This is a genomic window from Ruegeria sp. N7, from assembly GCF_056531345.1.
On the sequence record NZ_JBQFLR010000016.1, the window covers coordinates 1 to 26493 of the forward strand.

General features: G+C 57.6%; 28 protein-coding genes. 18 read left to right on the forward strand and 10 right to left on the reverse strand.

The annotated features are described in order from the left end of the window. A partial coding sequence (locus ACR0ES_RS15810) for a hypothetical protein (protein ID WP_480871267.1) occupies positions 1-218 on the reverse strand: 218 nt, incomplete at its 3' end. Positions 219-272: 54 nt separating this feature from the next. Continuing rightward, entirely contained in the window at positions 273-986 is a 714-nt protein-coding gene (locus ACR0ES_RS15815) for a uroporphyrinogen-III synthase (RefSeq protein ID WP_480773009.1), read from the reverse strand. A gap of 98 nt (positions 987-1084) precedes the next feature. Here ACR0ES_RS15815 and tsaD point away from each other — a divergent pair, with 98 nt between their 5' ends. The 5 genes from tsaD to ACR0ES_RS15840 all read left to right on the forward strand — a co-directional run bounded on the left by tsaD (position 1085) and on the right by ACR0ES_RS15840 (position 5278). Further along, positions 1085-2182: a tRNA (adenosine(37)-N6)-threonylcarbamoyltransferase complex transferase subunit TsaD gene (gene tsaD, locus ACR0ES_RS15820; protein ID WP_480773111.1), complete on the forward strand. Its 1098-nt coding sequence runs from the start codon at positions 1085-1087 to the stop codon at positions 2180-2182. After that, entirely contained in the window at positions 2179-3141 is a 963-nt protein-coding gene (locus ACR0ES_RS15825) for an NAD(P)H-dependent glycerol-3-phosphate dehydrogenase (RefSeq protein ID WP_480871268.1), read from the forward strand. The genes tsaD and ACR0ES_RS15825 overlap by 4 nt, the downstream gene beginning before the upstream one ends. 1 nt (position 3142) lies before the next feature. After that, the gene (locus ACR0ES_RS15830) at positions 3143-3412 is read left to right on the forward strand and encodes a YciI family protein (RefSeq protein WP_480482615.1); all 270 of its coding nucleotides are present in this window, start codon (positions 3143-3145) and stop codon (positions 3410-3412) included. Beyond that, positions 3412-3834, forward strand: coding sequence for an EVE domain-containing protein (locus tag ACR0ES_RS15835; protein WP_480486854.1), 423 nt, complete (start codon positions 3412-3414; stop codon positions 3832-3834). Before ACR0ES_RS15830 ends, ACR0ES_RS15835 begins: the two co-directional genes overlap by 1 nt. A gap of 160 nt (positions 3835-3994) precedes the next feature. Then, a complete protein-coding gene (locus tag ACR0ES_RS15840) occupies positions 3995-5278 on the forward strand; it encodes a hypothetical protein (RefSeq protein WP_480871269.1) in 1284 nt (427 codons plus the stop codon). A 219-nt stretch (positions 5279-5497) separates the two neighbouring features. On the opposite strand, the gene ACR0ES_RS15845 is transcribed toward ACR0ES_RS15840, so the two are convergent. From ACR0ES_RS15845 to ACR0ES_RS15860, 4 genes are all read right to left on the reverse strand, one after another. Beyond that, on the reverse strand, positions 5498-5839 hold the full coding sequence (locus ACR0ES_RS15845) for a DUF2853 family protein (protein WP_267366309.1): 342 nt from the start codon (positions 5837-5839) through the stop codon (positions 5498-5500). 137 nt (positions 5840-5976) lie between these two features. Next, the gene (locus ACR0ES_RS15850; protein WP_480482607.1) at positions 5977-6726 is read right to left on the reverse strand and encodes an extensin-like domain-containing protein; all 750 of its coding nucleotides are present in this window, start codon (positions 6724-6726) and stop codon (positions 5977-5979) included. 13 nt (positions 6727-6739) lie between these two features. Further along, the gene (ahcY, locus tag ACR0ES_RS15855; protein ID WP_267366313.1) at positions 6740-8128 is read right to left on the reverse strand and encodes an adenosylhomocysteinase; all 1389 of its coding nucleotides are present in this window, start codon (positions 8126-8128) and stop codon (positions 6740-6742) included. 102 nt (positions 8129-8230) lie between these two features. After that, positions 8231-8545 (reverse strand): hypothetical protein, encoded by a 315-nt coding sequence (locus tag ACR0ES_RS15860; protein ID WP_480506832.1) that lies wholly within the window; start codon positions 8543-8545, stop codon positions 8231-8233. Positions 8546-8751: 206 nt separating this feature from the next. On the opposite strand from ACR0ES_RS15860, the gene ACR0ES_RS15865 reads away from it, so the two are divergent. Both ACR0ES_RS15865 and ACR0ES_RS15870 read left to right on the forward strand, forming a co-directional pair. Continuing rightward, complete coding sequence (locus ACR0ES_RS15865; protein ID WP_480482603.1) at positions 8752-9345, forward strand: HD domain-containing protein; 594 nt, start codon at positions 8752-8754, stop codon at positions 9343-9345. A gap of 36 nt (positions 9346-9381) precedes the next feature. After that, complete coding sequence (locus ACR0ES_RS15870) at positions 9382-10104, forward strand: SGNH/GDSL hydrolase family protein (protein WP_480773014.1); 723 nt, start codon at positions 9382-9384, stop codon at positions 10102-10104. Between the two features lie 38 nt (positions 10105-10142). On the opposite strand, the gene ACR0ES_RS15875 is transcribed toward ACR0ES_RS15870, so the two are convergent. Further along, positions 10143-10697, reverse strand: coding sequence for an ActR/PrrA/RegA family redox response regulator transcription factor (locus ACR0ES_RS15875; protein WP_050604676.1), 555 nt, complete (start codon positions 10695-10697; stop codon positions 10143-10145). A gap of 81 nt (positions 10698-10778) precedes the next feature. Continuing rightward, positions 10779-11405 carry an SCO family protein gene (locus tag ACR0ES_RS15880; protein ID WP_480871270.1) on the reverse strand — a complete coding sequence of 209 codons (627 nt, stop codon included), beginning with the start codon at positions 11403-11405 and terminating at the stop codon, positions 10779-10781. Between the two features lie 90 nt (positions 11406-11495). On the opposite strand from ACR0ES_RS15880, the gene regB reads away from it, so the two are divergent. From regB to ACR0ES_RS15930, 10 genes are all read left to right on the forward strand, one after another. After that, positions 11496-12893 (forward strand): sensor histidine kinase RegB, encoded by a 1398-nt coding sequence (gene regB / locus ACR0ES_RS15885; protein WP_480871271.1) that lies wholly within the window; start codon positions 11496-11498, stop codon positions 12891-12893. Positions 12894-12959: 66 nt separating this feature from the next. Next, a complete protein-coding gene (locus ACR0ES_RS15890; protein WP_480871272.1) occupies positions 12960-14465 on the forward strand; it encodes a PAS-domain containing protein in 1506 nt (501 codons plus the stop codon). A 42-nt stretch (positions 14466-14507) separates the two neighbouring features. After that, positions 14508-14981 (forward strand): tRNA (adenosine(37)-N6)-threonylcarbamoyltransferase complex ATPase subunit type 1 TsaE, encoded by a 474-nt coding sequence (gene tsaE, locus ACR0ES_RS15895; RefSeq protein ID WP_480871273.1) that lies wholly within the window; start codon positions 14508-14510, stop codon positions 14979-14981. Then, on the forward strand, positions 14978-15982 hold the full coding sequence (locus ACR0ES_RS15900) for an aminoglycoside phosphotransferase family protein (RefSeq protein ID WP_480773018.1): 1005 nt from the start codon (positions 14978-14980) through the stop codon (positions 15980-15982). The genes tsaE and ACR0ES_RS15900 overlap by 4 nt, the downstream gene beginning before the upstream one ends. Then, positions 15979-16665, forward strand: a complete 687-nt coding sequence (locus tag ACR0ES_RS15905) for a nucleotidyltransferase family protein (protein WP_480773019.1) — start codon at positions 15979-15981, stop codon at positions 16663-16665. Before ACR0ES_RS15900 ends, ACR0ES_RS15905 begins: the two co-directional genes overlap by 4 nt. Next, a complete protein-coding gene (gene addB, locus ACR0ES_RS15910; RefSeq protein WP_480871274.1) occupies positions 16658-19582 on the forward strand; it encodes a double-strand break repair protein AddB in 2925 nt (974 codons plus the stop codon). The genes ACR0ES_RS15905 and addB overlap by 8 nt, the downstream gene beginning before the upstream one ends. Then, a complete protein-coding gene (gene addA, locus ACR0ES_RS15915) occupies positions 19579-22938 on the forward strand; it encodes a double-strand break repair helicase AddA (RefSeq protein WP_480871275.1) in 3360 nt (1119 codons plus the stop codon). Before addB ends, addA begins: the two co-directional genes overlap by 4 nt. 60 nt (positions 22939-22998) lie before the next feature. Then, on the forward strand, positions 22999-23319 hold the full coding sequence (gene trxA, locus ACR0ES_RS15920) for a thioredoxin (protein WP_209505247.1): 321 nt from the start codon (positions 22999-23001) through the stop codon (positions 23317-23319). A gap of 73 nt (positions 23320-23392) precedes the next feature. Beyond that, positions 23393-23743, forward strand: a complete 351-nt coding sequence (locus ACR0ES_RS15925) for a Lin0512 family protein (protein ID WP_209598521.1) — start codon at positions 23393-23395, stop codon at positions 23741-23743. Beyond that, positions 23740-24102: a Lin0512 family protein gene (locus ACR0ES_RS15930; RefSeq protein ID WP_480482586.1), complete on the forward strand. Its 363-nt coding sequence runs from the start codon at positions 23740-23742 to the stop codon at positions 24100-24102. The genes ACR0ES_RS15925 and ACR0ES_RS15930 overlap by 4 nt, the downstream gene beginning before the upstream one ends. 62 nt (positions 24103-24164) lie before the next feature. Here the strand turns inward: ACR0ES_RS15930 and ACR0ES_RS15935 are convergent, their stop codons facing one another. Continuing rightward, complete coding sequence (locus ACR0ES_RS15935; RefSeq protein WP_209505251.1) at positions 24165-24359, reverse strand: DUF1127 domain-containing protein; 195 nt, start codon at positions 24357-24359, stop codon at positions 24165-24167. A gap of 197 nt (positions 24360-24556) precedes the next feature. On the opposite strand from ACR0ES_RS15935, the gene hslV reads away from it, so the two are divergent. After that, positions 24557-25114: an ATP-dependent protease subunit HslV gene (gene hslV / locus ACR0ES_RS15940; protein ID WP_480474424.1), complete on the forward strand. Its 558-nt coding sequence runs from the start codon at positions 24557-24559 to the stop codon at positions 25112-25114. Here the strand turns inward: hslV and ACR0ES_RS15945 are convergent. Next, positions 25106-26347 carry an MFS transporter gene (locus tag ACR0ES_RS15945; protein ID WP_480871276.1) on the reverse strand — a complete coding sequence of 414 codons (1242 nt, stop codon included), beginning with the start codon at positions 26345-26347 and terminating at the stop codon, positions 25106-25108. The two genes, hslV and ACR0ES_RS15945, sit on opposite strands and share 9 nt — an antisense overlap. Positions 26348-26493: the final 146 nt, after the last annotated feature.

The window sequence follows — 26493 nt, forward strand, 5'->3', positions numbered from 1 at the left end:
GCTTCGGCTTCGGCTTCGGCTTCGGCTTCGGCTTCGGCTTCGGCTTCGGCTTCGGCTTCGGCTTCGGCTTCGGCTTCGGCTTCGGCTTCGGACAGGTCTTCTTCTACAGGTTCAGTCGGGTCAACAGGCGTATCGTCCTGCCGCAGATCAGTTTCAACTGCATCATCCGCTAGGAGGGGTTCCACCGGCTTTTGATCGGATTTCTTCTTACCAGCCACCGCAATATTCCCCTTATCGAATCCAAATTCAGATGAATAACAGCCCAGGTTAAGTTAATCGGGGACCTCGCCTCCCTCAACCCGCAACACATGTTTCGCAAGCTTTTTAACAGCTTTACGCATTTTCTTCGGTGTCGGATGTTTTGCGATCTTCAGGTGCTCATAGCCCAAGGAATAAAGGGGATCAGCCGTAGCCTGGCTGATCGCAACCAGCCAAAGGGGGGCTGATCCGGCCCAGATATCGGCAAAATGTCGCGCCGTACGCGGCGAGAAAAGCGGAGCAATAATAGGCTGATCTCCTCTGGCGGCCTCGGTTGCCTCGGGTGTTAGCGGCAACAATCGCTGCTGATAGACCGGCTGTTCCCGAACGGTCAGACCAGATTCGGTCAGGCTGCCAGCGACATTGCCCCGTGTATGCTCACCCCGCAGGTGCAAAAGGGGGCTTTTGGGCCGATGCTTGAGCAGATGCCCGACCAATTCTTCTGCCGTGGTTCCAACCATCTTGGCCTGCCACCCATACCCTTTCGCGGTACCGGTTGTTGCGGGTCCCACGCAATAGGCCGGCAGAGTGCGGTCAACACCTTTCGAGACCGCCGCATTCACCGCATTGGCCGATGTAAAGATCAGTCCCTTTACACCTTTGGTATCCACCGCAACTGGCAGAGGCCGGATTTCCATGATCGGCGAATAGAGGACCTGAACCCGGGATCTGACGCCGGTTGGCAGCTGCTCGACAAACCTTTCCGAGGCGGAGCGAGGGCGGGTCATCAACAAAAACAACGTGTGGCGCCTTGACCCTTCAGGATTGTTTGCATCCGCGCAGGGTGATACCCCGCCGTATATACATGATGCAACGGATCAGGGTGATGGTGCAAACACTTACCGTATTGGGTTTGGAAAGCAGCTGTGACGACACAGCCGCAGCGGTCGTGCGCCAGACCGAAGGTGCCAAAGCCGAAATCCTGTCTTCTGTGGTGCACGGTCAAACCGATCTGCACAGCGCCTTTGGCGGTGTCGTGCCCGAGATTGCGGCCCGTGCGCATGCCGAAAAGCTGGATGTCTGCGTCGTGCAGGCGCTGGAGGCCGCTGGTCTGTCACTTCGCGACCTGGACGCCATTGCCGTCACCGCCGGGCCCGGTCTGATCGGAGGGGTCATGTCCGGTGTCATGTGTGCCAAAGGGCTGAGCGCCGCCACGGGCCTGCCGCTGATTGGCGTCAATCATCTTGCCGGTCACGCCCTGACACCCCGCCTGACGGACGGCATCGCCTTCCCTTACCTCATGCTTCTGGTGTCGGGCGGCCATTGCCAATACCTGATCGCCCATACCCCCGAGCAGTTTACCCGCCTGGGCGGCACCATCGACGATGCGCCAGGGGAAGCCTTTGACAAGACCGCTCGCCTGCTGGGCCTGCCGCAACCCGGCGGCCCGTCTGTCGAGGCTGAGTCCCGTGATGGTAATCCCCAGCGGTTCCGCTTTCCCAGGCCACTGCTCGACCGGCCCGGCTGTGACCTGTCTTTTTCGGGGCTGAAAACAGCGTTGATGCGGATGCGCGACCAGATCGTGGCCGATAAGGGTGGGCTGACCCGTCAGGACCGTGCTGATCTGTGCGCAGGGTTCCAGCAGGCCATTGTGGACACATTAGCCGAGAAAACCCGCCGCGCGATTGATCTGTACCTTGATCACAACCCTGTTGATCCCGTTGTCGCGGTCGCAGGTGGGGTGGCGGCGAATTCGGCCATTCGGACAGCGTTAGAGTCTGTTTGTGCCCAGAAAGGTGCCCGGTTTACGGCACCTCCGCTGGCTTTGTGCACGGACAATGCCGCGATGATTGCCTATGCGGGTCTTGAACGCTTTCGCACCGGCGCGCGCGACGGTCTGGACCTGATTGCCCGCCCCCGCTGGCCGCTGGATCAACGTAGCCCGGCCATGCTGGGCAGCGGTAAGAAAGGGGCCAAGGCATGAACATATCTGTCCTGGGATCCGGCGCGTTTGGTACCGCTTTGGCGATCTCGCTATCAGGCAACGGGCCAGTAACGCTGTGGTCCAGAAACGCCGATCAGGCGCGGCAGATGTACGAGACGCGCGAAAACTCCACCCGGCTGCCCGGGGTTTCCTTACCCACGAACATCGCCGTAACCGCAAATATCGCTGAGGCGTCGAAGGCTGACATTCTGCTTTTGGCCGTTCCCATGCAGCAATTGCGAAGCGCCTTGCAGGATCACGCCCCGGTGCTGCGCGGCAAGACACTGGTCGCTTGCTGTAAGGGGATAGAGTTGGATTCTGGCCTCGGGCCCGTTGCGGTCATCAGGGATGTTGTCCCCGACGCCCCGATCGCTTTGCTGACAGGGCCCAGTTTTGCTGATGACATAGCGCGCGGTTTGCCCACTGCGTTAACGCTGGCTTGCGGTCATACGAATCTTGGCAAAGCATTGCAGACCAAACTGGCCACTGCAAACCTGCGCCTCTATCGGACCACTGACACCATAGGTGCTGAACTTGGTGGGGCGCTGAAGAACATCATGGCCATCGGTTGCGGCGCAGCAATCGGCGCGGGGCTGGGGGACAGCGCCCGGGCCGCGTTGATGACTCGCGGTTTTGCGGAAATGCAGCGCTTTGCCACCCTGCGTGGCGCGCGCTCTGACACCCTGATGGGTTTGTCCGGGCTTGGGGATCTGGTGTTGACCTGCTCCTCAGAACTGTCCCGAAACTACCGTTTTGGCCTTAGTTTGGGTCTGAGCCAACCATTTGACCAACATACTACCGTCGAAGGCGTCGCCACCGCGCGCGCCATGTCAGAGATTGCCGTCAAGGAAGGGCTGGACATGCCCATCAGTACAACTGTGGCGGATCTGAGCCATGGTGCCTACAGTGTGACCCAGGCCATCCAAAACCTGCTCAATCGCCCACTCAAGGAGGAATAACATGCTGATCGCACTCATCGCCCGTGACAAAGCCGGGGCACTGCAGACCCGGTTGGACAATCGCGCGGCCCATCTGGCCTATATCGAAGAAACGGGTGTTGTATCGCAGGCAGGGCCGCTGTTGGATGGCGACGCCATGATCGGTTCGCTGGTTGTGCTCGACGTCGAAGATCTGGCTGCTGCGCAAAACTGGGCAGATAATGACCCCTATGCGAAGGCTGGATTGTTCCAGTCGGTTGAACTGATTCCCTGGAAAAAGGTGATCGGCTGATGGCATATTGGCTTTTCAAGTCCGAACCTTCGACCTGGAGCTGGGAACAGCAAATGGCCAAGGGGGACACGGGCGAGGAATGGGACGGTGTGCGCAACTATCAGGCGCGCAATTTCATGCGTCAGATGGCCATTGGGGATTGGGGGTTCTTCTACCACTCTCAAAAGGACAAATCGGTTGTGGGTATTGTCGAAGTATGCGCCGAGGCACATCCCGACAGTTCCACCGATGATGAGCGCTGGGAATGCGTGGATATCAAGGCCGTCCGACCCTTTTCCAAACCCGTGACACTGGACCAGATCAAGGCCGACGAACGGCTTTCCGACATGGTGCTGGTGAAAAACTCTCGTTTGTCGGTTCAGCCGGTAACAGACGATCAATGGAAAGTGGTTTGCGCCTTGGGTGAAACGCAGCCGGATTAACCTGCCGTCCTGTATCAGGTGCAAAACTTCTCAAACGTCCGGCAAGGTGTTATGTTTCCAAGGGCTACGCCGGGTAGGGATCTGAAGGTTATGATTGCTCTGGTCGTAACCGCTTGGTGTTGTTCGGATAAATTCGATATGTTTTGAAAGTTTGAACCCCGTGTCTGACACTGAAAACGGCAACGGGACACTCGATAACACCGTTGCTGCGAAAAGCACGAAAACCTGGGAAGCGCGCCTGAAAGAGGCGCGGGAGAAGCGCGCGTCGGTGCTTGCGAAGGCGCAGGAAGAACCTGTTTCGACATCTGTCCAGACAGACAATCCTCCCCCTCCGGATGATACAGATACTGAGCAGATCGTTTCCGAGCGGGTCCGTTCGCTATATCTGGACAAACCGCGCGTCAGAAAAAAACGGAAAACTTGGGTCGCGTTAGTACTGCTTGCCCTTTTGTGTGGGGCCGCCTTGCAATGGGTCGTTGCAAATCTTTTTGATGACTGGCCATCCGCAGACGCAGAAGATCAGGCTGTTCTGAATGCGCTTTCTGAAACCTTTCTGGTCCCCGAAGAACCGCCTGAGGCTGCAACCACCAGCCTGCCGGACCCGAAAGACGCCCCTTCGCCAGAGGATCTTTTGGTTTCAGGGGCCTCCGAGCCTGAGCCTTTCTCAATCCCCGCCGACGTCAGCGAACCCTTGGACAAGCCAAATAGCGAGTCCGTCGATCCGGTAATTTTGGATCAATCCGATGCAACGCCCGCCCAGGAACCGGAAAACACTGTCATGCCGGAAAGCGAGTTTGCAACCGGCCCGAATCCTGAAGCGGCAACGGAGAAGCCGGAAGTTTCCTTAACGCCGCCCAAGATTTTCATTCCTGCCCAGATGGAACCCATGTTGGCCGTCGCAACTGCTTCAGACATTCAAGCCGCGATTCCAGCCCGGTTTGATCCACGATTTCGCAATCTCAATCCGCTGAACAAGGGCGGATTATCGCAGACATCACAGATAGCCCATGATCCCGTTCCGCAAGAGATCGACACACCCGCCAATCGACCCTACACCGAGGTGAAACCGCTTCTTTTGGCGCCAGCCATTGGTCTGGAGGTCTCGCTTTTTGTACCGTCGAGAGTTTCGCAAGAGACCAGCAACCGGGCATTGGAACTGCTTGCCCGAGGTCAGGCAACGGTGGTGGCAACAGCTCGGGTGGGATACCGGGTCAGAGAAACTCAGGTCCGGTTTTACCATCCCGATGACGCCGAAAACGCCGCGATGGCCGCCGATGCACTTGGGGGTATCGCACGGGACTTCACAAGCTCGGGCAGCAAGACGCGCCCGGGGCGGATCGAGGTTTATCTGGAAGGCAGCGGCGGAAATGCGGACGATAATTCAACCGTTCAGCCTGACAGCGCAGAAAACCTTATCGCGCGTATCCTAAAAGAGTTCAGATGAATAATGAGGGAAGGTTCTGACGATACAGAACCTTCCCTACCCCCGCGTGCTCCCTACTCACCACACGCGTATGGAAATGTCTGGTTCTGACCGTCCTGGTCACGGTTTGACCTTAGCCCAACCGCGCCCAGCATTTCAAACGCCAAGTCCTTAAAAAACAACTCAAATACAAAACGCCCGCCGGGAAGACGACAGGCGTTTCAGGAATACGCGGTAAGATCAGCCGTAAACGGCTTCTTTTCCGAAATGCTTGGTCAGCATGTAATAGACCACGGCGCGGTATTTGTTGCGCTCGGACATGCCATAGGTTTCCATGGCTTTGTTGATCGCTGCCATCAGCTCGGGACCATCGGACAAGCCCAGTTTCTTGATCAGGAAGTTGTTTTTGACGGTTTCCAACTCGGACTCCTGGCTGGCTGCAACAGTTGCCGCATCTGCGTCATAAATCGCCGGGCCGCAACCGATTGTGACCTTGGTCAGCAGGTCCATATCGGGGTTCATCCCACATTTGTTTTTCAGATCTTCAGCGTATTTGGCGATCAGCTCGTCGCGCTTGCCCATGTCCTAATCTCCTTAATCCGTTAATCCGGCACCAATCACCGATAGCCGAGATTAGACGTGTCACAGGTCTGCCAAAAAGGATAAAAAACTGCGTTTCCTCCCCCTTAACGGGGGCTGGAAGGCACAGAATGCAAGACCTATCTGCAGTACCCCCAGCCAGAACCTTGCAGGTGGAAATGATCCGCGTGCAAGCGATTGAAGTCCGGGCCCAGAACCACACGAAACCAGTCGCACGCGCCCCGCCAGATCTGTCGCAGGAACGCGGGTTCGGCGCCAGAGCCGTGCCAGTCCTTTAACAGGGTCAGCACGCGGCCATCGCTCGTCTCTACACCGATGATATCGATCGAGTCCGCACGGGCATGGCTGCTCCATCCGTTGTTTTCACCCTTCAGGGTGCGCATGCGCCTGCAATTGTAACTTCCGACATGGCGCAATCGGGCAATACCGGTTCCAAGCAGTTCGTGCGCGACCGGCTGCACGACATGGTGTTCCCACATCGCCAGCCGCAATGTCGTGGCGCAACTGGTTTCAACGGCTTCGATATGCGAGGTGGCCAGTCGGGTCAGAAGGCCGCGTGCGGCAATGCCACAGTTCTGGTCAATGACCAGATCCTCCATCGCCTCGAAATGAACCCCCGCTTCGGCCAACGTAGCCCGACACTGGGTTTCGTCCGCCACGGCGCGGTTCAGTTGATACCTGGTGACCGGCGTGACCGGCGCGCTGACTTTCAGGTCGCGCAACGGGTTCCAGTGCGATGGCACCGGTGTCTTTGGATGCGCCAACAGCACCCAGCCGCCGCCGCCCAGCACGATCACCACAACCAGAACCCTGAAAACAAAGAACGCCGCCGAGTAAAGAAACCGGCGGCGACCGTTGTTCTGCGTCATCGTCAGACGACAATCAGTAGCGGTAGTGTTCCGGCTTGTATGGACCTTCCGGTTTGACACCGATGTACGCCGCCTGATCCGCATCCATCTTCGTCAGCTTCACGCCGATGCGATCCAGATGCAGGCGAGCTACTTTTTCGTCCAGATGTTTGGGCAGGATGTAGACCTTGTTCTCGTACTGGTCACCTTTGGTGAACAGCTCGATCTGTGCCAGAACCTGGTTGGTGAACGAGGCCGACATCACGAAAGACGGGTGACCTGTGGCGTTGCCAAGATTCAGCAGACGGCCTTCAGACAGCAGGATCAGACGGTTGCCCGAAGGCATCTCGATCATGTCCACCTGCTCCTTGATGTTGGTCCACTTGTGGTTCTTCAGGCTAGCCACCTGAATCTCGTTGTCGAAGTGACCGATATTGCCAACGATGGCCATGTCCTTCATCTCGCGCATATGCTCGATGCGGATCACGTCCTTGTTGCCGGTGGTGGTGATGAAGATATCCGCGCTGGCAACTTCGTCTTCCAGCAAGGTCACTTCGAACCCATCCATCGCAGCCTGCAGCGCGCAAATCGGGTCAACTTCGGTCACCTTCACGCGCGCACCCGCGCCGCGCAGGCTGGCGGCCGAGCCCTTGCCCACGTCGCCATAACCGCAAACCACAGCAACCTTACCGGCCATCATGGTGTCGGTGGCGCGGCGGATACCATCGACCAGCGATTCCTTGCAGCCGTATTTGTTGTCGAATTTCGACTTGGTGACGCTGTCATTCACGTTGATCGCCGGAAACGGCAAGTGGCCGTCTTTCACCAGCTGATACAGACGGTTCACGCCGGTGGTGGTTTCCTCGGACACGCCTTGGATCTGGTCGCGCATCTTGGTGAACCAACCGGGGCTGGCCGCCATACGCTTGGCGATCTGCTTCTTGATCACCTCTTCCTCTTCCGAACCCGGAACAGGGATGATGTCTTCGCCTGCCTCAGCACGCGCGCCCAGCAGGATGTACAGGGTCGCGTCGCCACCATCGTCAAGGATCATGTTCGGACCGTCTTCGAACAGGAAGGATTTATCCAGATAATCCCAATGCTCTTCCAGTGTCTGACCCTTGATGGCGAAGACAGGAATGCCCGCCTCGGCAATCGCGGCGGCGGCATGGTCCTGAGTCGAGAAGATGTTGCACGACGCCCAGCGCACATCCGCACCCAGCGCAACCAGCGTTTCAATCAGAACGCCGGTCTGGATGGTCATGTGCAGCGACCCAACGATACGCGCACCTGTCAGAGGCTTGCTGTCCCCATATTCCGCACGCAGGGACATCAGTCCCGGCATCTCGGTTTCGGCAATATCCAATTCCTTGCGGCCGAACCCGGCCAGCGAAATGTCTTTAACGATATAGTCCACGGCCATCAGGCGCTCCATTTTCGGTAAGTCATAGTCCCGGCTGCCCCTAGCATTCCTTGGGGCAGGTGGCAACTTTGAAGACTGTTACCGGAAGCCTGGTGGCCGCTTTCAGCTTGGCGTGCCTTCGATTTTTATCTTTGGTATCGCTTCAAAAAAATCTGTGCCAACGGCAACAATACAGCTGATTCCGTTCGCATTGGTTACCAAAACGGTATAACTGCCCGTTTCCTTCGAGGCCCAGACCTCCATCACCGACTGTGCGCTGCGTGTCTTTTGCAAACCGCCAAAGGCCAATTCTTCGGCGTAGTTTTCCTGCAATTTGGCGACAATATCGTCGCGTTCTGCACAGCTCCGGGCAAAAGCTGGTGGGGCGGTCGCGGCCATACCAAAGGTCAGGGCAATGGCAAACAAACGCTTGAACATGACATACTCCTATCGTTTCGCGTTTCACGGTCGAGAGGAGCACACCGGGAGAAGCATGTGCCCCCCTCGGTTTTGATGTCGGGATCATGGCGCGCCGTTTCAAAGCACAAATGCTCAAGAAACTGTTGGCAGCAAGTGATCCAGACAGGTACATCATAACACAAAAATATGGCGCAATCGCGTCCGGTCAGGCGAGGCATAGCAAAATGGCAACACAACCCAGAGCATGGCAGCGCATGTTATCGGGGCGTCGGCTGGACCTGCTGGACCCGACCCCGGTGGATATCGAGATAGAAGATATCGCGCACGGGCTTGCTTTTGTGGCACGTTGGAACGGGCAGACACGCGGCGATTTCGCCTATTCCGTGGCCGAGCATTCCCTATTGGTTGAGGAACTCTTCGGAAGAATTGCGCCCAAGACACCCGTCAAATGGCGGCTGGCAGCCCTGTTACATGATGCGCCGGAATACGTGATCGGCGACATGATTTCGCCGGTCAAATCCGCTGTGGGCCCCGGTTACGGCGCCTTGGATGACCGTCTGGCGGCAGCAATTCACATCCGCTTCGGCCTGCCAGCCGCGGTGCCGAAAACGGTGAAGCGGCAGATCAAGAAAGCCGACAAGATCAGCGCCTGGATGGAGGCCACCCAGATCGCGGGCTTTTCCGAGGCTGAGGCGACGAAATTCTTTGGTCGCCCGGATAAAGCGGTGATGGAGGGATTGGAGATTACGTTGAGACCACCGGTCGAAGTAAGGAAAGCCTACACAGATCGGCACACAGTGCTTCTCGCGCTACTTTAGCGACTTGCAACCTGAACAGCTAAAGGAAATGGTGAAATGAGCGCGAAACGGTCGATTGGGAACCGGATCTTGCTTGCAACAAATTTGGTGCTGATCCTGGCGCTAGCAGCCGTGTTGATCAGAACTGGGTATCTGGCGAAGACAGTACGCAAGCTTACCGGAGCGCATACTCCCGTCACAGAAACTAAACACTATCAGACAATGGTGTGGCTGCACAAACGACCGATTTCCCAAGCTCTAGCGTCACCGAATATTCAAATCGCATTTATTGGTGATTCCATCATCGAGGGATGGCTAACCAGCAACATCGTTTCAAACGCATTGAATCTGGGAATCAGTCGGGACACAACCCAAGGCTTAATAGCAAGGGTACACCCGGAGCTCATCACTCATGTTCCGGTCTGGTACTTGGGTGTTGGGGTTAATGACGCCCTGAACGACACACCTCTGGAGGAGGTTCCGAAATATGTTAAGCAGTTAGCGGATGTGTTCACCTCCGTAGACAGATTGATCTGGCGTGCCGTTCTGCCTGTCGCAAGCGAAACTTGGACTATCGAAAACGAAACGTTTCGAACCACCTACAACATTGCAGCACAACAAGCTTGCTTGGAGATGGGAAACTGCACGTTTCTCAACTCCCCTCCCGGGTATAGTGATAACATCGATAAGTGGACATCGGACGGCCTACACCCCAATCCAATCGGTTATCGTCACCTGACACAGCAGCTTTGCGCTGAAATAAAGTGTTCCCTTCAGTGACGCTGAGTGGGGTTTTTTGCGGTGATTAGGTTATAGTCTCAACGCGGGCTGCGTTTCGCTAGTATCCGCTGCAAGGTCCGGCGGTGCATGTTCAGCCGCCGTGCGGTCTCACTGACATTCCGGTCGCACAGCTCATAAACCCGCTGGATGTGCTCCCAACGCACGCGGTCCGCGCTCATCGGGTTTTCCGGCGGCGGGGGCAATTCGTCACCCTTGGCCAGCAGCGCATTGGTGATGTCGGTGGCGTCGGCGGGTTTCGACAGATAATCGGTTGCGCCGATTTTTACGGCAGCAACCGCAGTCGCAATCGCCCCGTACCCGGTCAGAACCACGACCCGGCTGTCAGGGCGCTTTTCGCGCAAAACCTCAACCACATCCAGACCGTTGCCATCCTCCAGTCGCAGGTCAACAACCGCGTAAGCCGGTGGGCGGGCGGTGGAAATTGCGCGGCCTGCGGCGACGGATCCTGCGGTTTCAACCTCGAACCCACGCTTTTCCATGGCCTTGGCCAAACGTCTCAGGAACGGCTCGTCATCATCCACCAAAAGCAAGGATTTGTCAGGGCCGATATCAAGCTGAGAACTGTCTGCCATATGTTAGGTCTTTCCGCTATTTCATGCCTTTGGCTTAAACATGAGTAATAGCAGCGCAGAAACAAAGGTCAAACAACCTTGTTAATGCGCTGCCTGGTCCAGAAAGCACCCGACCCTGTCCGCCATCTGTTCGGCCGTGTCATCGCGCTTGAAGAATTCAAGGAAACCATGTTCGGGCGTCACCAGATATGTGAAGGTGGAATGGTCAACAAGGTAGAATTCGTCGCTTTTATCCTGTGCCTTGTAATAGGTCTTGTAAGCCTTGCTCGCCGCCCTGACCTGTTCGGGTGAACCGGTCAAGGCAATCGTTTTGCCGCCTAAGTTAAAGGCATAATCATCCACAACCTCGGGCGTGTCCCGTTCGGGATCGATCGAGATGAACAGCGCAGTGGCCGAATGTCCGCGCTGGTTCAGGATATCCACGGCCTCAACGTTGCGGGACATGTCAAACGGGCAGACATCGGGGCAGAATGTATAGCCGAAATAGACAAGTGTGGGTTCGGTGATCACGTCCTTGTCGGTCACCGTCTCACCTTTGCCATTCACCAGTTCAAACGGCCCGCCGATAGCAGCGGTCCCCCCGGCGATCTGCCCGGATCGGCACTGTGCAAACTGGTCTCCGGATCCGCCCCCACGCGTCAAAAGCCACATCGCACCTAGGCCAATAGCCAGAACGAGAGTTGCAAGAATTGCGTATAGGCGGGTCATTTCGGTTTTCCGGTCGCAAGGGGTTGTTGATCGTTCCGGCCGGGACACCTATCAAGATGACCAGCCTTTGCAACAGGACATAAGCGACCGATGGCAGATTCCAATCAGACTTTTTGGCGCGGCCAGGAACGCAGCAGCTGGATCCGCCTGCGTACCCTGATCCTGTTGCGATGGGTTGCCATTTTTGGTCAGATCACCGCCATCACCGTGGCCCAGCAATACTATCACGTGCAGCTGGAACTGGGCCTGTGCTATCTGGCCATCGGGATCTCGGTCATGGGTAACCTGACTGCCATTCTGTTGTTTCCACAGAACAAGCGGATGTCCGAGTTCGAAAACTTCCTGATGGTTCTGTTCGATCTGCTGCAACTGTCGATCTTGTTGTATCTGACGGGCGGTCTGAACAACCCCTTTGCCCTTCTGCTTTTGGGGCCGGTCACGATTTCCGCCAATGTCATGAGCACACGGTCGACCTTGATAGTTGGGGCTGTTGCGATTGTTCTGACCACTCTGCTGGCGGAATTCCACCTGCCGCTGCGGACCAACATCGGGGTGGTTTTGGACATTCCGGAAATCCTGCTGTTTGGCAACTGGGCGGCTATCGTTATCGCCATCGTCTTTATCGGTGCCTATTCTCACCGCGTCAGTTCCGAGGTTCAGTCCATGTCCGAAGCGCTGGCTGCCACCCATATGGCACTGGCGCGCGAGCAAAAACTGACCGATCTGGGCGGCGTGGTAGCCGCTGCCGCGCACGAGTTGGGCACCCCCTTGGCCACGATCAAACTGACAAGTGCGGAACTGATCGAAGAGCTGGACGACCGTCCCGACCTCAAGGAAGACGCGGCCTTGATCCGCGAACAGGCCGATCGGTGCCGCGACATTTTGCGCGATATGGGTCGTGCCGGAAAAGATGACCTGCATTTGCGGCAGGCTCCACTTTCAACGGTGGTGAACGAAGCCGCCGAACCGCATGTTGACCGGGGCAAGGTCGTTCATTTTTCGGAAGGCCCGGCGCAGGACGGAGATGTGCTGCAACCCTCGATTCTGCGAAAGCCCGAGATTATTCACGGGCTTCGCAACCTGATCCAGAATGCCGTGGACTTTGCCCGCGCGAATGTCTGGGTCGAAGCCGAATGGACAGACAGCAGGATCACCGTCAGCATCATGGATGACGGGCGCGGCTACCCGTCGCACATGATTGGACGCATCGGTGATCCCTTCATGCGCCGCAGACGGGCCGAAGCCGACTTGCGAACCCGCCCGGAATACGAAGGCATGGGGTTGGGACTGTTCATCGCAAAAACGTTGCTGGAACGCAGCGGGGCCGAACTGAAATTCGCAAATGGCACGGACCCGTATCAGCACCTGACCGATCAAAAAGACAGGACAGGTGCAATCGTCAAGGTCTCGTGGCCGCGCAACCTGATTGACGCGCAAAAGGGTGACACTCCGGTTCCATCCGGTTCCAACAAACGCATTCAAGTATGAGTTAAGGAGCCGTTAACCTATCCTGCCCATAGTCAGCCGGGGTTTGGTTCTACCTTGGGGAAATTAATGGCCGACTGGATCATTCTGGCCGCGATCAGCCTGGTATCGGGATGCTTTGCCGTACAGTGGTTATTGCCACGCCAGACGCGACGCGACGATGTCTTTGGCTTGTTTTCAACAACATCCCTGTTTGATGCGGTATTCCTGTTTGATGGTGATCACCTGATCAGTCACTCCGATATCGCGCTTGCCGGGTTCGAACATGTTGGAAGCTGGCAAGATTTGCGCCGCCTGCTGCAAAGGGATTTCCCCACCTTCCCCGAAACACCCGAAAAAGTTCGCGACCAAAACGTACTGGTAATCTCGGCCATTGATTGCACAGTCGAACGCGAAGTGGTGTGTGAATGGATCGACGGGATTGTCCGCGTGCGTCTGCACGAACCGGCCAGAATATCTCCGACTGGGTCAAGCACGCTGAGTGAACCGAGCCGTCTGGCCATGGAACAGGCCCCCTATCCGGTATGGTTGCTGGATCACAACGGCCAGGTGCAGTGGTGCAATGCGGCTTATGTCACGCTTGTTCGCCGGGCGCGTGGTCAGGATGCCGATCTGACTGCCCCGCTGTTTCCGGGCACCTCTGATGCGCCGTCGCTTGGAAAATCAAGGGTTTCGGTAGATGTGACTGGGACCAACAGCAAGTTGTGGTTCGACCTGACGCAGATCGAACAGGAAAACGGGCGGTTATGTTACGCCACAGACATCAACGCCATTGTCGAAGCGGAAACCGCGCAACGCAAGTTCGTGCAGACCATGACCAAGACGTTTGCTCAACTTTCGATCGGCCTGGCCATTTTCGATCGCAACCGGCAACTGGCGCTGTTCAACCCGGCCCTGATCGATCTGACCACGTTGCCGCCGGATTTCCTCAGCTGCCGCCCGAATATCAGCAGTTTCTTCGACCGGCTAAGGGATCAGCACATGATGCCAGAGCCCAAGAACTACCGTACATGGCGGCGTCAGATGAACGACCTGCTCGAAGCGGCCGAGGGCGGCAATTACCACGAAACATGGTCGCTTCCCTCTGGCTCGGTTTATTCTGTAAGCGGCAGGCCGCACCCCGACGGGGCTGTTGCGTTTCTGTTCGAAGATATTACGGCCGAAATCACGTTGACGCGCCGCTTCCGGTCCGAGATGGATCTGATGCAATCCATATTGGACAAGCTGGCCGATGCAATAGCTGTATTTGCCGATGATGGCACCCTGGCCCTTACCAACTACGCCTACGAAAAGCTTTGGGGCGACGCACAGGAAATCGGCTTTCAGACCGACACGGTCACCGATGTCACGCGGCGGTGGCAGGACCATTGTGTTGCTACGCCGATTCTGGGAGAGATCCGGGATTTCGTCGAAATGCGGGATAACCGGGCGGAATGGACGGCTGAAATCCGGATGCGGTCGGGCATTACTTTGGACTGCACGGTTTCACCGGTTCATAACGGTGCGACGATCGTGCGGTTTGCACCCGTGGATCTTCTGACAAAAACCGCCCCGTTGGAACAGATCAGCGCCTGAACCGGGGTTGCAGCCGATTGGGCAGAACGTCATTGTGGCGCCATGACGACGCCCCCCCAAACTCTGACCTTCAGATCGCCCGATGAAACCGCAGATTTTGCGACCCGTGTCGGGTCTTCGCTTGATGCCGGGGATGTCCTGTTGCTTAGTGGTGCAATCGGCTGCGGCAAGACGCATTTCGCACGCAGCCTCATTCAATCACTTATGCCTGAACCGGAAGATGTGCCGTCACCCACATTCACTTTGGTTCAGACCTATGACACCCCTGCCGGTGAGATCTGGCACTGCGATCTTTATCGGCTGAACGCGTTAGAGGAAGTGGATGAACTGGGTTTGGTCGACGCCTTTGACACAGCAATCTGCCTTGTGGAATGGCCGGAAAAGCTGGGCGCACTAGCCCCTGCCGCTTCGTTAAAGCTGGCCTTCGAAACAGACCCTGACACAGAAGATACCCGCCACGTGTCCTTGTCATGGACCGATCCGAAATGGGTAAAAAAGCTGGAGAGTGCAGGATGACAAACAGGACAGTCCTGGCAGAGGCCCTTATTGCACAAACTCCTTGGGCCGGGGCAACGCGTGCACCACTGGCCGGCGACGCATCGAACCGCCGTTACGAACGCGTGACCGATCCGGTCAGTAGGCGAACGGCTGTCCTGATGGATGCGCCACCAGACAAGGGCGAAAGCGTCGAATCGTTTGTGCGTGTTGCTGAGTATCTGCGTTCGATTGGCCTGAGTGCGCCCGAGATCTACGCAGAAGACGCTGAATATGGATTTCTGCTGCTGGAAGATCTGGGTGATGATCTATTTGCACGTGTTCTGAAAAAAGACCCGTCCAAAGAACGCCTTTTGTACGAGGCCGCAACAGACGTGTTGCTTCACCTGCATCAGGCCCCATTATTGTCGCTACCGTCCTACGACCCGGCCCTGATGACGGATCTGGCGGCGCTGGCGCTTACGAAATATGCCGCTGGAATTCAGGGCAATGTTGATCAGGACGTTCTGGACCGGTTCGAACTTCGGTTTGCCGATATTCTGCACCGAGAAACCTCTGGGGACAAAGTTGTTATTCAAAGGGACTATCACGCGGAAAACCTTCTTTGGCTGCCCGAGCGCGACGGCTTAAGGCGCGTCGGATTGCTGGATTTCCAATTGGCCATGCTGGGGCACCCCGCCTATGATCTGGTGTCCTTGCTTCAGGACATTCGCCGCGATGTTTCGGTCGGAACAGAAATGCAGATGATCAACCGCTATATTGCAGGGTCAGGTATGGATGATCACGAGTTTCGGACCGCGTACAGCGTATTGGGCGCGCAGCGAAATCTTCGCATTCTTGGCGGTTTTTCGCGGCTGGCAACCGATTACGGCAAGCCGCAATATCTGGACATGATCCCGGCGGTCTGGTCGCACCTCATGCGGGATCTGGAACACCCTGCCCTTGTTTCCGTGGCCTCGCTACTGCACGACGCTCTGCCCCGACCAACACCTCAGAATTTGGCCAGGCTGAGGCCGCAATGACCGGATCACCCTTTGCCGTAATGTTGTTTGCCGCCGGATTTGGCACCCGTATGGGCGCGTTGACCAAGGACCGACCCAAACCGCTGATCGAAGTGTCCGGGCGCCCCCTGATCGACCATGCGCTGGATCTTGTCGACAACCTTGGCCCTGTTCGCACAGTTGCAAACGTGCATTACCACGCCGATCAGCTCGACGCGCATCTCGGGCCCAAAGGCATTCTGATATCGCGGGAGGAGCCGGAGATCCTGGAAACTGGTGGAGGGTTGCGCGCAGCCCTGCCATTGCTGGGAACCGACCCAGTGTTCACCCTGAATACTGACGCAATCTGGTCCGGCCCAAATCCATTGAAACTGCTGCAAAACGCATGGGATCCGGCCCGCATGGATGCGCTTTTGATGTGTGTTCCAACTGCGCAGGCCATAGGTCACGACGGGCCCGGTGATTTTACCGCTGATCGGGCGGGGCGGATCACGCGTGGGCCCGGCTTGGTTTACGGGGGCGCGCAGATCCTCAAGACACAAGGATTGCACGCCATCTCGCAGCCGGCGTTTTCGTTGAACCTGCTTTGGAACCAGATGCACGACCAGAGGCGTTTGTTCGGTATCGAGTATCCCGGGCGCTGGTGTGATGTGGGTCGCCCCGATGGGATCGCTCTGGCCGAGGATTTGCTTGCCGATGTTTGACCCCGAACCCCTTCCCCGCGTCTTCGCTGTTCCGCCCGGTACGGATTTCCCCAAGGCGTTGGTCGACGGCCTGAGGCGGCGTTGTTCAGGCCCGCCCGAAGCTATGGCGCGGGTGGAACTGGTGTTGAACACGCGGCGTATGGAACGGCGCGTACGTGACCTGTTCAATCAGGGGCCGCCTTGCCTGCTGCCCCGCATCTCTCTGGTTACCGATCTGGGGGACAGTGCTGGTCTGGCGCATATTCCACCTGCCATTCCGCCCCTTCGGCGGCGTCTGGAGTTGACACAGCTGGTCGCCAAATTGTTGGAACAACAACCGGATCTGGCCGCGCGGTCGTCGGTTTTTGACCTGTCCGACAGTCTGGCGGCGCTGATTGACGAAATGCAGGGTGAAGGTGTGTCGCCGGACACAATCCGGGGGCTGGATGTCAGCGACATGTCCGGCCATTGGGCGCGGGCTCAGACCTTTATTGGTATCGCAGATCATTTCATTGACACGGGCTCGCAGGTGATGGACGCGCAGGCCCGCCAACGCCGCGTGGTCGAAAACCTGATCGCCCGCTGGCAAACCGATCCCCCCCTGCATCCGGTTATACTGGCCGGGTCGACCGGTTCGCGCGGCACCACGCTGATGCTGATGGACGCCGTCGCGCGCTTGCCGCAAGGGGCGCTGGTACTGCCCGGATACGATTTCGACCAGCCGGATCACGTTTGGGAAGGGTTGGATGATGCGTTGACTTCGGAAGATCACCCGCAATACCGGTTTCGCAAGCTGATGCACGGGCTGGGCCTGTCACCCGGTCAGATCACCCCCTGGACAGACCTGAACGCCCCCTCGCCTGCCCGTAACCGTCTGGTTTCCCTGGCTTTGCGCCCGGCCCCGATCACCAATGCCTGGATGAGCGAAGGCCCGAAACTGGCTGATCTACTCGGCGCAACCAAAGACCTGACACTGGTCGAGGCGCAATCACCGCGGGACGAGGCTTTGGCCATTGCCCTGCGCCTGCGAAAGGCTGCTGAAACCGGTCAGACCGCCGCCCTGATCACGCCCGATCGCATGTTGACCCGTCAGGTCAGCGCCGCGCTGGATCGGTGGAACATTCTGGCGGATGACAGCGCCGGTTTGCCGCTGCAACTCTCTCCTCCGGGCCGGTTTCTGCGACATGTGGCTGGTCTGTTCACGCGCCGTCTGGAGGGCGAGGCGCTGCTTACCTTGCTAAAACACCCTTTGTGCCATGACGGCAGTGAACGCGGTAACCATTTGCTGCACACGCGTGATCTGGAACTGGACCTGCGCCGCAATGGCCCGCCATTTCCGGATGGCACCAGCCTCACCGCATTTGCAGTACGCAAAGAAGCCCCCGAGGCCTGGGTTCAATGGGTTGTTCACCACTTCTGCGATCAACAGATCGGTGGCGAGTTGGCGCTTTCCGACTGGGTAGATCGGGTCACAACACTGGCCGAGGCGATCTCGGCTGGCAGTGCAGGTGAAACCGGCACGTTGTGGGACAAGAACGCGGGTCAAAAGGCACTGGCAGTGCTGAATTCCCTCAGGGAAGAGGCGCAACATGGCGGGCCTATGATGGCCCATGATTTTGCCGATCTTCTGGGCGCATTGCTAGTAGGGGAAGAGGTCCGCGACCGCGACGCGCCACATCCGCATATTATGATCTGGGGCACACTCGAAGCGCGGGTACAGGGTGCAGACCTGTTGATCCTTGGCGGATTGAACGAAGGCAGTTGGCCAGAAGCCCCGGCTCCTGACCCCTGGCTGAACCGGCAGATGCGTGACAAAGCGGGGTTGTTGCTGCCCGAACGGCGGATTGGCCTGTCGGCGCATGATTTTCAACAGGCCATCGGCGCGCCCGAGGTCTGGCTAACCCGCGCAACCCGCTCGGACGATGCGGAAACGGTGCCGTCCCGTTGGGTGAACCGGCTGACAAACCTGTTGCAAGGCCTGCCTGAGCAGGGTGGCCCCCAAGCGCTGGCCGAAATGCGCGCCCGTGGCCAAAACTGGCTGAATTGGTCCGACGCTCTGGAAGACGCGCCGCGCATTGACCCCGCGCAACGCCCATCCCCGCGCCCGCCAGTTGCCGCGCGTCCACGTCACCTGTCAGTAACGGAAATCAAGCGGCTAATTCGCGATCCTTATGCCATCTATGCCAAGCATGTGCTGCGTTTGAAACCTCTCGACCCGCTTGTCCAGGCACCCGACGCGTTGCTGCGGGGGATCGTAATCCACGAAATCCTCGAACATTTCGTCAAGGATAGCGTGCTCGACAACGCCTTGCTGACGCGTGAGAATTTCCTGAAGCGCGCGCACGCATTGCTGGAGCAGCATGTCGCCTGGCCCACGGCGCGGCACCTGTGGCTTGCGCGACTGGAACGGAACGCAGACGACTTTATCAGCGCCGAACTTTCGCGCCGGGGTGATGGCGGGCCAGTGGCCTTTGAAGCGGCGATGAAGCTGGTGCTGAACCCGCTGGATTTCACCATAACAGGGCGCGCCGACCGGATCGATCACAACAGCCGGGGGGCCTTGCGGATCATCGACTATAAAACCGGCGCGCCTCCGACAGAAAGCCAGCAGTCCAAATTCGACAAGCAATTGCTGATCGAGGCCGCAATGGCCGAGCAGGGCGGTATCGAAGGGCTTGACCCGATGGCGGTGGCAGAGGCGATCTTCATCGGGATGGGTGGTGCCTATAAAGAGGTGCCCGCGCCGCTGCTGAAAGAACCCGCCGACAAGGTTCTAGCCGAGCTGAAAGAGCTGATTTCGGCTTATTTAGAATCTGATCAGGGGTATTCGTCCCGCCGAATGCTACACAAGGATACGGATATCGGTGACTATGATCATCTGGCCAGGTTCGGCGAGTGGGACCGGACAGCCGAAACGCGCCCCGAGGATTTGACATGAGCGCGCGCAACGAAGCAACCGAACGGCAGGTGCAGGCCGCGCGACCAGATGCCTCGACCTGGCTGGCCGCCAATGCGGGGTCTGGAAAGACACGGGTTCTGACCGATCGGGTGGCGCGCCTGCTGCTGGGTGGCGTCCAACCGCAGCACATTCTTTGCCTGACCTATACCAAAGCCGCTGCCAGCGAGATGCAGAACCGGTTGTTTGACCGTCTTGGCAAATGGGCCATGCTGGAAGATGCCAGGCTGCAAAAGGACCTGGCCGAATTGGGCGTGACTGGCACCATCGATTCAGATCGATTGGCCCAAGCGCGCACCCTGTTTGCCCGCGCCATTGAGACGCCGGGTGGCTTGAAGATTCAGACAATTCACTCTTTCTGCGCCTCGTTGCTGCGTCGTTTCCCGCTCGAGGCCGGGGTCAGCCCGCAGTTTTCGGAAATGGAAGACCGTGCGGCAGCTTTGCTAAGGGAAGAAATTGTTGAAGATTTTGCAGAAGGCCCGCAGGCCGGGCTGATCGAAGACGTGGCCCGGTTTGTCACCGATACAGGCTTTGACAAGCTGACTGCGGCGATCACCCAGAAACGCAACCTGTTCGCGCGGCAACTGGATTGGTCTGATCTTCTGCAACGCTTCGAACTGCCCTCGCATTTCGACGATAATGCGTTGTTCCAAAGCGTTTTTCAGGGTGGTGAGGTCCAGCTGATCCAATCAATGCTGCCCGTATTGCTCGAAAGTGGAGGCAATAATGCCAAGGCTGCGGCAAGGCTGGCAGGGTTCACCGACGCACGATTGGCTCACTTGCCCATGCTGGAAGACGTGCTGCTGACCGGAAAAGGCGCAAAAGAACCGTTTACCGCCAAGATCAACGGCTTTCCCACCAAACCCCTTCGCGAAGGTGCGCTGGCGGACCGGATGCCTCAACTCGAAGCTCTCATGCTGCGGGTCGAGGCCGCGCGTGAACGCCGACTGGCGCTGGTTGCCGCCCAGAAAACCGCCGTTTTGCACCGCTTTGCCGCTGCATTTCTACCGGAATATGAACGCCGCATGCAGTTGCGGGGGTGGCTGGATTTCGACGACCTGATCCTGCGCGCACGTCAGGTTCTGAATGACCCGGCGGTGGCCGAATGGGTGCTGTACCGTCTAGACGGGGGTATCGACCACATTCTTGTCGACGAAGCGCAAGACACCAGCCCCGATCAATGGGATGTGGTCGAAAAACTGGCTCAGGAATTCACCAGTGGGGAAGGGGCCCGATCAGGGGTCGAGCGCACGATTTTCGTGGTCGGCGATAAAAAGCAATCGATCTATTCCTTTCAGGGCGCCGACCCGCAAGCTTTTGACCGGATGCAGGAAGAGTTTGACCGAAAACTCGCTGAATCAGGCTCTAAACTGTGGGATTCGACGCTGGAATATTCATTCCGATCCTCCAGCGCGATCTTGTCTCTGGTCGACACGCTTTTTGAGAACCGCGCCGATGCGGGATTTCAGAAGGAAAGCCAGCACCGCGCCTTCAAATCCGATTTGCCCGGTCGGGTTGATCTTTGGCCCGTCGTCGAGAAAGTCGAAGACGCGGAAGAGGGGGATTGGACCGATCCGGTGGACCGGCCCGGATCGCGGCATCATACCGTTATTCTGGCCAAACGGGTGGCTGAGACGATCAAAGAAATGATCGATGGCGGCGAAACGATCCCTGAAGACGGGGACACGCAGGGCCAGTTTGTTCGACGCAAAGTGCAACCGGGTGATTTTCTGATCCTTGTGCAACGCCGGTCCGACTTGTTTGCCGAAATCATTCGCGCCTGCAAGGTTGCCGGGCTTCCCATCGCCGGGGCGGACCGGCTGAAAGTGGGTGCCGAACTTGCGGTCAAGGATCTGGCTGCGCTGCTTAGCTTTCTGGCCACGCCCGAAGACAGCCTGTCTCTGGCAACGGTTCTGAAATCCCCACTGTTCGGATGGTCCGAGCAGCAGCTTTTCGATCTGGCCCATCGGCGGGAGGAGCAATTCCTGTGGGCTGCTTTGCGCAGACGTGCCGACGATTTCCCCAAAACCCTGGCCGTGCTGAACGATCTGCGCAGTCAGATCGACTTTCTGCGCCCCTATGACCTGATCGAACGCATTCTGACCCGACATGACGGGCGGCGAAACCTGTTGGGCCGACTGGGACCCGAGGCAGAAGACGGTATCAATGCCCTGCTGTCGCAGGCGTTGGCCTACGAGCGGACGGATATCCCCAGCCTGACGGGATTTCTGGTCTGGATGCAGACCGACGATCTGGAAATCAAACGACAGATGAGCGGGGTCGGCAATATGATCCGGGTGATGACGGTGCACGGCTCGAAAGGTCTGGAGGCTCCGATCGTCATTCTGCCGGATACCGGCAAACGTCAGCCGCCACGCGACGCCGAAATCATGGTGGCAGACGGGACACCGCTGTGGAAGGTTTCGGCAGACCAATCGCCAAACCTGATCACTCACGCCCGGTCAGAGGCGCGCACCCGCGAGGAAAACGAACGGCTTCGCCTGCTATATGTGGCTCTAACACGGGCCGAAAAGTGGCTGATCGTGGCGGCGGCGGGTGATTTGGGTAAAGATGGCAACAGCTGGTACCAGATGGTAGAAGCGGCGATGGAAAAGGCCGGGGCAACGCAACTGCCTGGTTCAGATAAACGTCGGCTGTCCCATGGCGACTGGGATGGGTTGCCATTGGTCGAGCAGTCAGTTGCATTGGCCAAACATGCAGAACTGCCCGACATGTTCCTGCACCCCGCACCAGAACCAGTTGTACCGGCGGCCTCTATCAGCCCTTCGGATATGGGTGGTGCCAAGGCGTTGCCGGGTGACGCTGGTCTGGATGAAGACGCCGCCAAACTGCGCGGAACCCGCGTGCACCTGCTGCTTGAGCATCTGCCCAAAGTCACGCAGAACCACTGGCCAGAGCTTTGTGCCCGCCTGCTGCCCGAGATGAGGCAAGAGGATCAGGGCGCATTGCTGACCGAAGTCACAGGCGTGCTGACATCCGAAAGCCTGCGACACATTTTCACGCCGGACACATTGGCCGAAATACCTGTTACTGCCGACCTGAACGGGCAGCGAATGTATGGGATTGTCGACCGCCTGATCGTGACAGACACCGAAGTCCATGTGATTGATTTCAAATCAAATGCCACCGTTCCGAACCGGGTCAAAGATTGCCCCGAAGGGTTGCTTCGCCAAATGGGCGCGTATGCGCAGGCCCTGTCGCAGATCTATCCAAACCATAAGATACGCACCGCAATCCTCTGGACAAGAACGGCAAATCTTATGTGGCTGCCACACGATCTTGTGACGGATGCCGTGGCCTGCACCCAGATATCTTGACCTTGCCTACTGCCGCCCCTACCTTCACAGCCCAAGCGCATTTCATTCAGGAGACATAATATGTCGACCGTAGCCGTCACCGACGAAACCTTTGACGCCGAAGTCAAGAACTCGGACGTTCCAGTTGTAGTGGATTTCTGGGCCGAATGGTGCGGACCCTGTAAGCAGATCGGTCCGGCACTGGAAGAGCTGGCCGCCGAATATGGCGGCAAGGTCAAGATCGCCAAGGTGGACGTGGACAACAACCCGAACTCTGCCGCCGCCATGGGCGTGCGCGGCATCCCGGCGCTGTTCATCTTCAAGGACGGTCAAGTTGTATCGAATCGCGCAGGCGCTGCCCCCAAAGCCGCGCTGCAAAGCTGGATCGACGAATCCATCTGATCTGGCGATAACGGATTGTTCGAAAGGCGTCTCAGATCGGGGCGCCTTTTTTGTTGAATCGGCGGGGAAGCCAATGGCGAAAACGCGCGTTCTTGTAGAATTCGGGATGGGCACATCCCTGCGCCGGATGGACTATACCGAAGCATCTCTGCGGGCGATCAGAGACGCGCTGTGGCACAACTCGGTCAATATGGCCGAACTGTTTGGTTTCCCGAAAGAGGCGATGATCATCGATGCCGAAATCGGCGTGCAGCAGCCGGATCAAGTGGATACCGACGCCCTCAAAGCCGTTTTCCCTTATGGCCAGCCCAACATTACCGTCACGAAGGGTGGGCTGGACATCGAAAAACCGCATGGCGACGGCCACACGGTCATCGCCAATGCTGCACTGATCGTTTCTTTCGACATGGAACCGACGCAATGAGTGAAAAGCGGATCATCCTGGAAATGGGCACTGGCAATGACCTTTATGGTCAGGATTATACCAAAGCAGCCCGCCGCGCGGTTCAGGACGCGCTGCATCATTCATCCATCACGCTGTTTTCAAAACTGGGGATCGATCACAACGAAATGCGCGTGCGCGTGACAATCGGCGTTCAGAATCCGGAACAGGTGAATTGCGAGTTGGTTGCTGTCGACTTGCCACGGGGCCGGGCCGAGGTTCGCGCGGTTAAAGGTGGTATGGATATCGCCGATGAAGAAGCTGGCACTCTGCACGTCATTGCAACTGCCGCGGTCGAGGCCTTTTTACCCGATCTTGCCGGGAAATACGCCCAGGGCTGAGCAACGAAAAAGCCGCTCGGAAATCCGGGCGGCTGGTTCGGTTTGACGATCTGTCGGTTGGATCAGATTTTAGCGATATCCGCGCGGCTCAGACCGATATCGTCCAGCTGCGTGTCGCTGAGTTCCGACAGAAGGTTCCGTGTTTTACGGGCTTCATTCCATGCGACAACATTGTCGAATGCATTGATGAAAACGTCCGCCACGTGCAGGATGGTAGCTGCTCCGAGCGGCGCATGAATATTAGCTGTAGTTGCCATGTGCGCAGTCCTTATTGAAGAAACAGCCGACCCGTCGTCGGTTGTGAGCCTCATCTAGTACCGCTTGGCCGGACTCACAATTGCTGGTCCGGTAACCCCGAATTGCATTTTTTGCATATCTTTTGGGCAGTTTGGCAATGGGTTGCGCCAACAACCGGTCCGGCCCATATATACCGCCAGCAAAAGCGGAGACGATCATGGCAGATAACGACTTTCCCGGTTGGCACGGCACAACGATCATTGGCGTCAAGAAGGACGGTCATGTCGTCATTGCCGGCGACGGTCAGGTGAGTCTGGGTCAAACCGTGATCAAGGGCACTGCGCGCAAGGTGCGCCGCCTGTCTCCCGGAGGGTTCGAGGTCGTGGCAGGTTTTGCCGGATCGACAGCGGATGCCTTCACATTGCTGGAACGGCTCGAAGCCAAGCTTGAGGCTACGCCCGGTCAACTGGCCCGCGCCTCGGTTGAACTCGCCAAGGACTGGCGCACCGACAAGTATCTGCAAAAGCTTGAGGCGATGCTGATCGTGACAGACGGCAGAGATCTTCTTGTCATCACCGGGGCAGGGGACGTTCTGGAACCCGAACACAATGTGGCTGCCATCGGGTCGGGAGGCAATTTCGCTCTGGCCGCCGCGCGTGCCATGATGGACAGCGACAAATCCGCAGAAGACATCGCCCGGCAATCCATGGCCATCGCAGCAGATATCTGCGTCTACACCAATGGCAACCTGACGGTTGAGACGATCTCAGGCTAAAAGCGCCTTGATCTCTTTGCCTTTCCATCGACGGTGCATGCCGACCAGCCCCAGGACCGCCGCTACGATCACGATGTAATAGGGCACGCGGATATCGATGCTCATCAACCCGCCACCGATCAATGACATGATCCCCCCCGCAAGACAGAACACGGCGGTGGCCACGCCCATGGCCCAGCCCTGATCCGCCTCGCTCACGCTTGAGGAGAACAGGCCCAACAGCGTTGGATAGGCGATGCCGAACAGGAAATAGAAGAAAAACACGGGGACATAGCTGAATACACCGCTTGGGCTGAAGGCAAAGGCAAACCCGCAAATGACCATCACCACAAGCGACGTGTAAATGATCGCGTGTTTGCTGAACCTTTCCTGGGCAGGCTTCACCAGGAACGTACTGGAAAAGGCCAACGCCACACCGATGACAACCATCGCCACGCTGCCCCCGATGACCCCATACCCGAATGCGCTGGTCAGGAAATTGTCGACAAACACGTAGAATGTGACATTGGCGATCATGAAAAACGAATAGACCGGCAAGATTTTCAGAACCAAAGGGTGTTCGCCAACTGCGATCAGACTGTCGGTAATATCGCGGGGACGAAACACAAAGGGCTCGCGCCTGGTTCGGGTGTCCTTGAAAAACAGAAGCACCAGAAGAATCGCGATCAACACCAACACGAACGCGCCATAGAACGGGGTTTTCAGCGTGGCAAAGCCGCCAAACAGCGCCGAATCCGACAAAACCGCGCCGATGATCGGCCCGCCGACAAGGCCAAAGCTGACACCTGTCACGATGTACCCCATGTTTCGGTCCCGGTCAGACGCGTCAGTGCTGCCATCGATCATCGCTGCCTGCGCGATGGGCTGATTGCCCGCAGTGAACCCGGTAATCGAACGGCCGACGATCAGCAGAAGCAGGTTATTGAGATAAAGCGCCACAATGGTCAGCGCATATCCGGCCAACGCCCCCCCAAGGCAGACCAGCAGCGCATTCTTTCGCCCGATCGAGTCAGACACTTTCGAGACATAAACAACACCCAGAAACCACGACAGGAAAAAGCATCCGATCACCAGACCATAGTAAAAATGCCTACGGCCCACTGGCGTGCTTTCCGGCAGGAAACCTGAGCTCGTTTCCATGATCAGCGAATTGATGATGGGAAAGACCAGACCTTGCCCAATCAGATCCACAAACACCACAAACAACAGGGTAATCTTGGCAATCTTCGTCATTCTGTATGCTCCTGACGCTCGTAACCCTGACGCAACCGTAACAGAGGGTTCGTGTTTTCCCCAAGCAAAGGATTTGCAAACCGCATGAGGCATTGTTAACCAACGCGGCCAAGACCCGCGGTTTGCTTGTTTTCGTCAAAGCCATG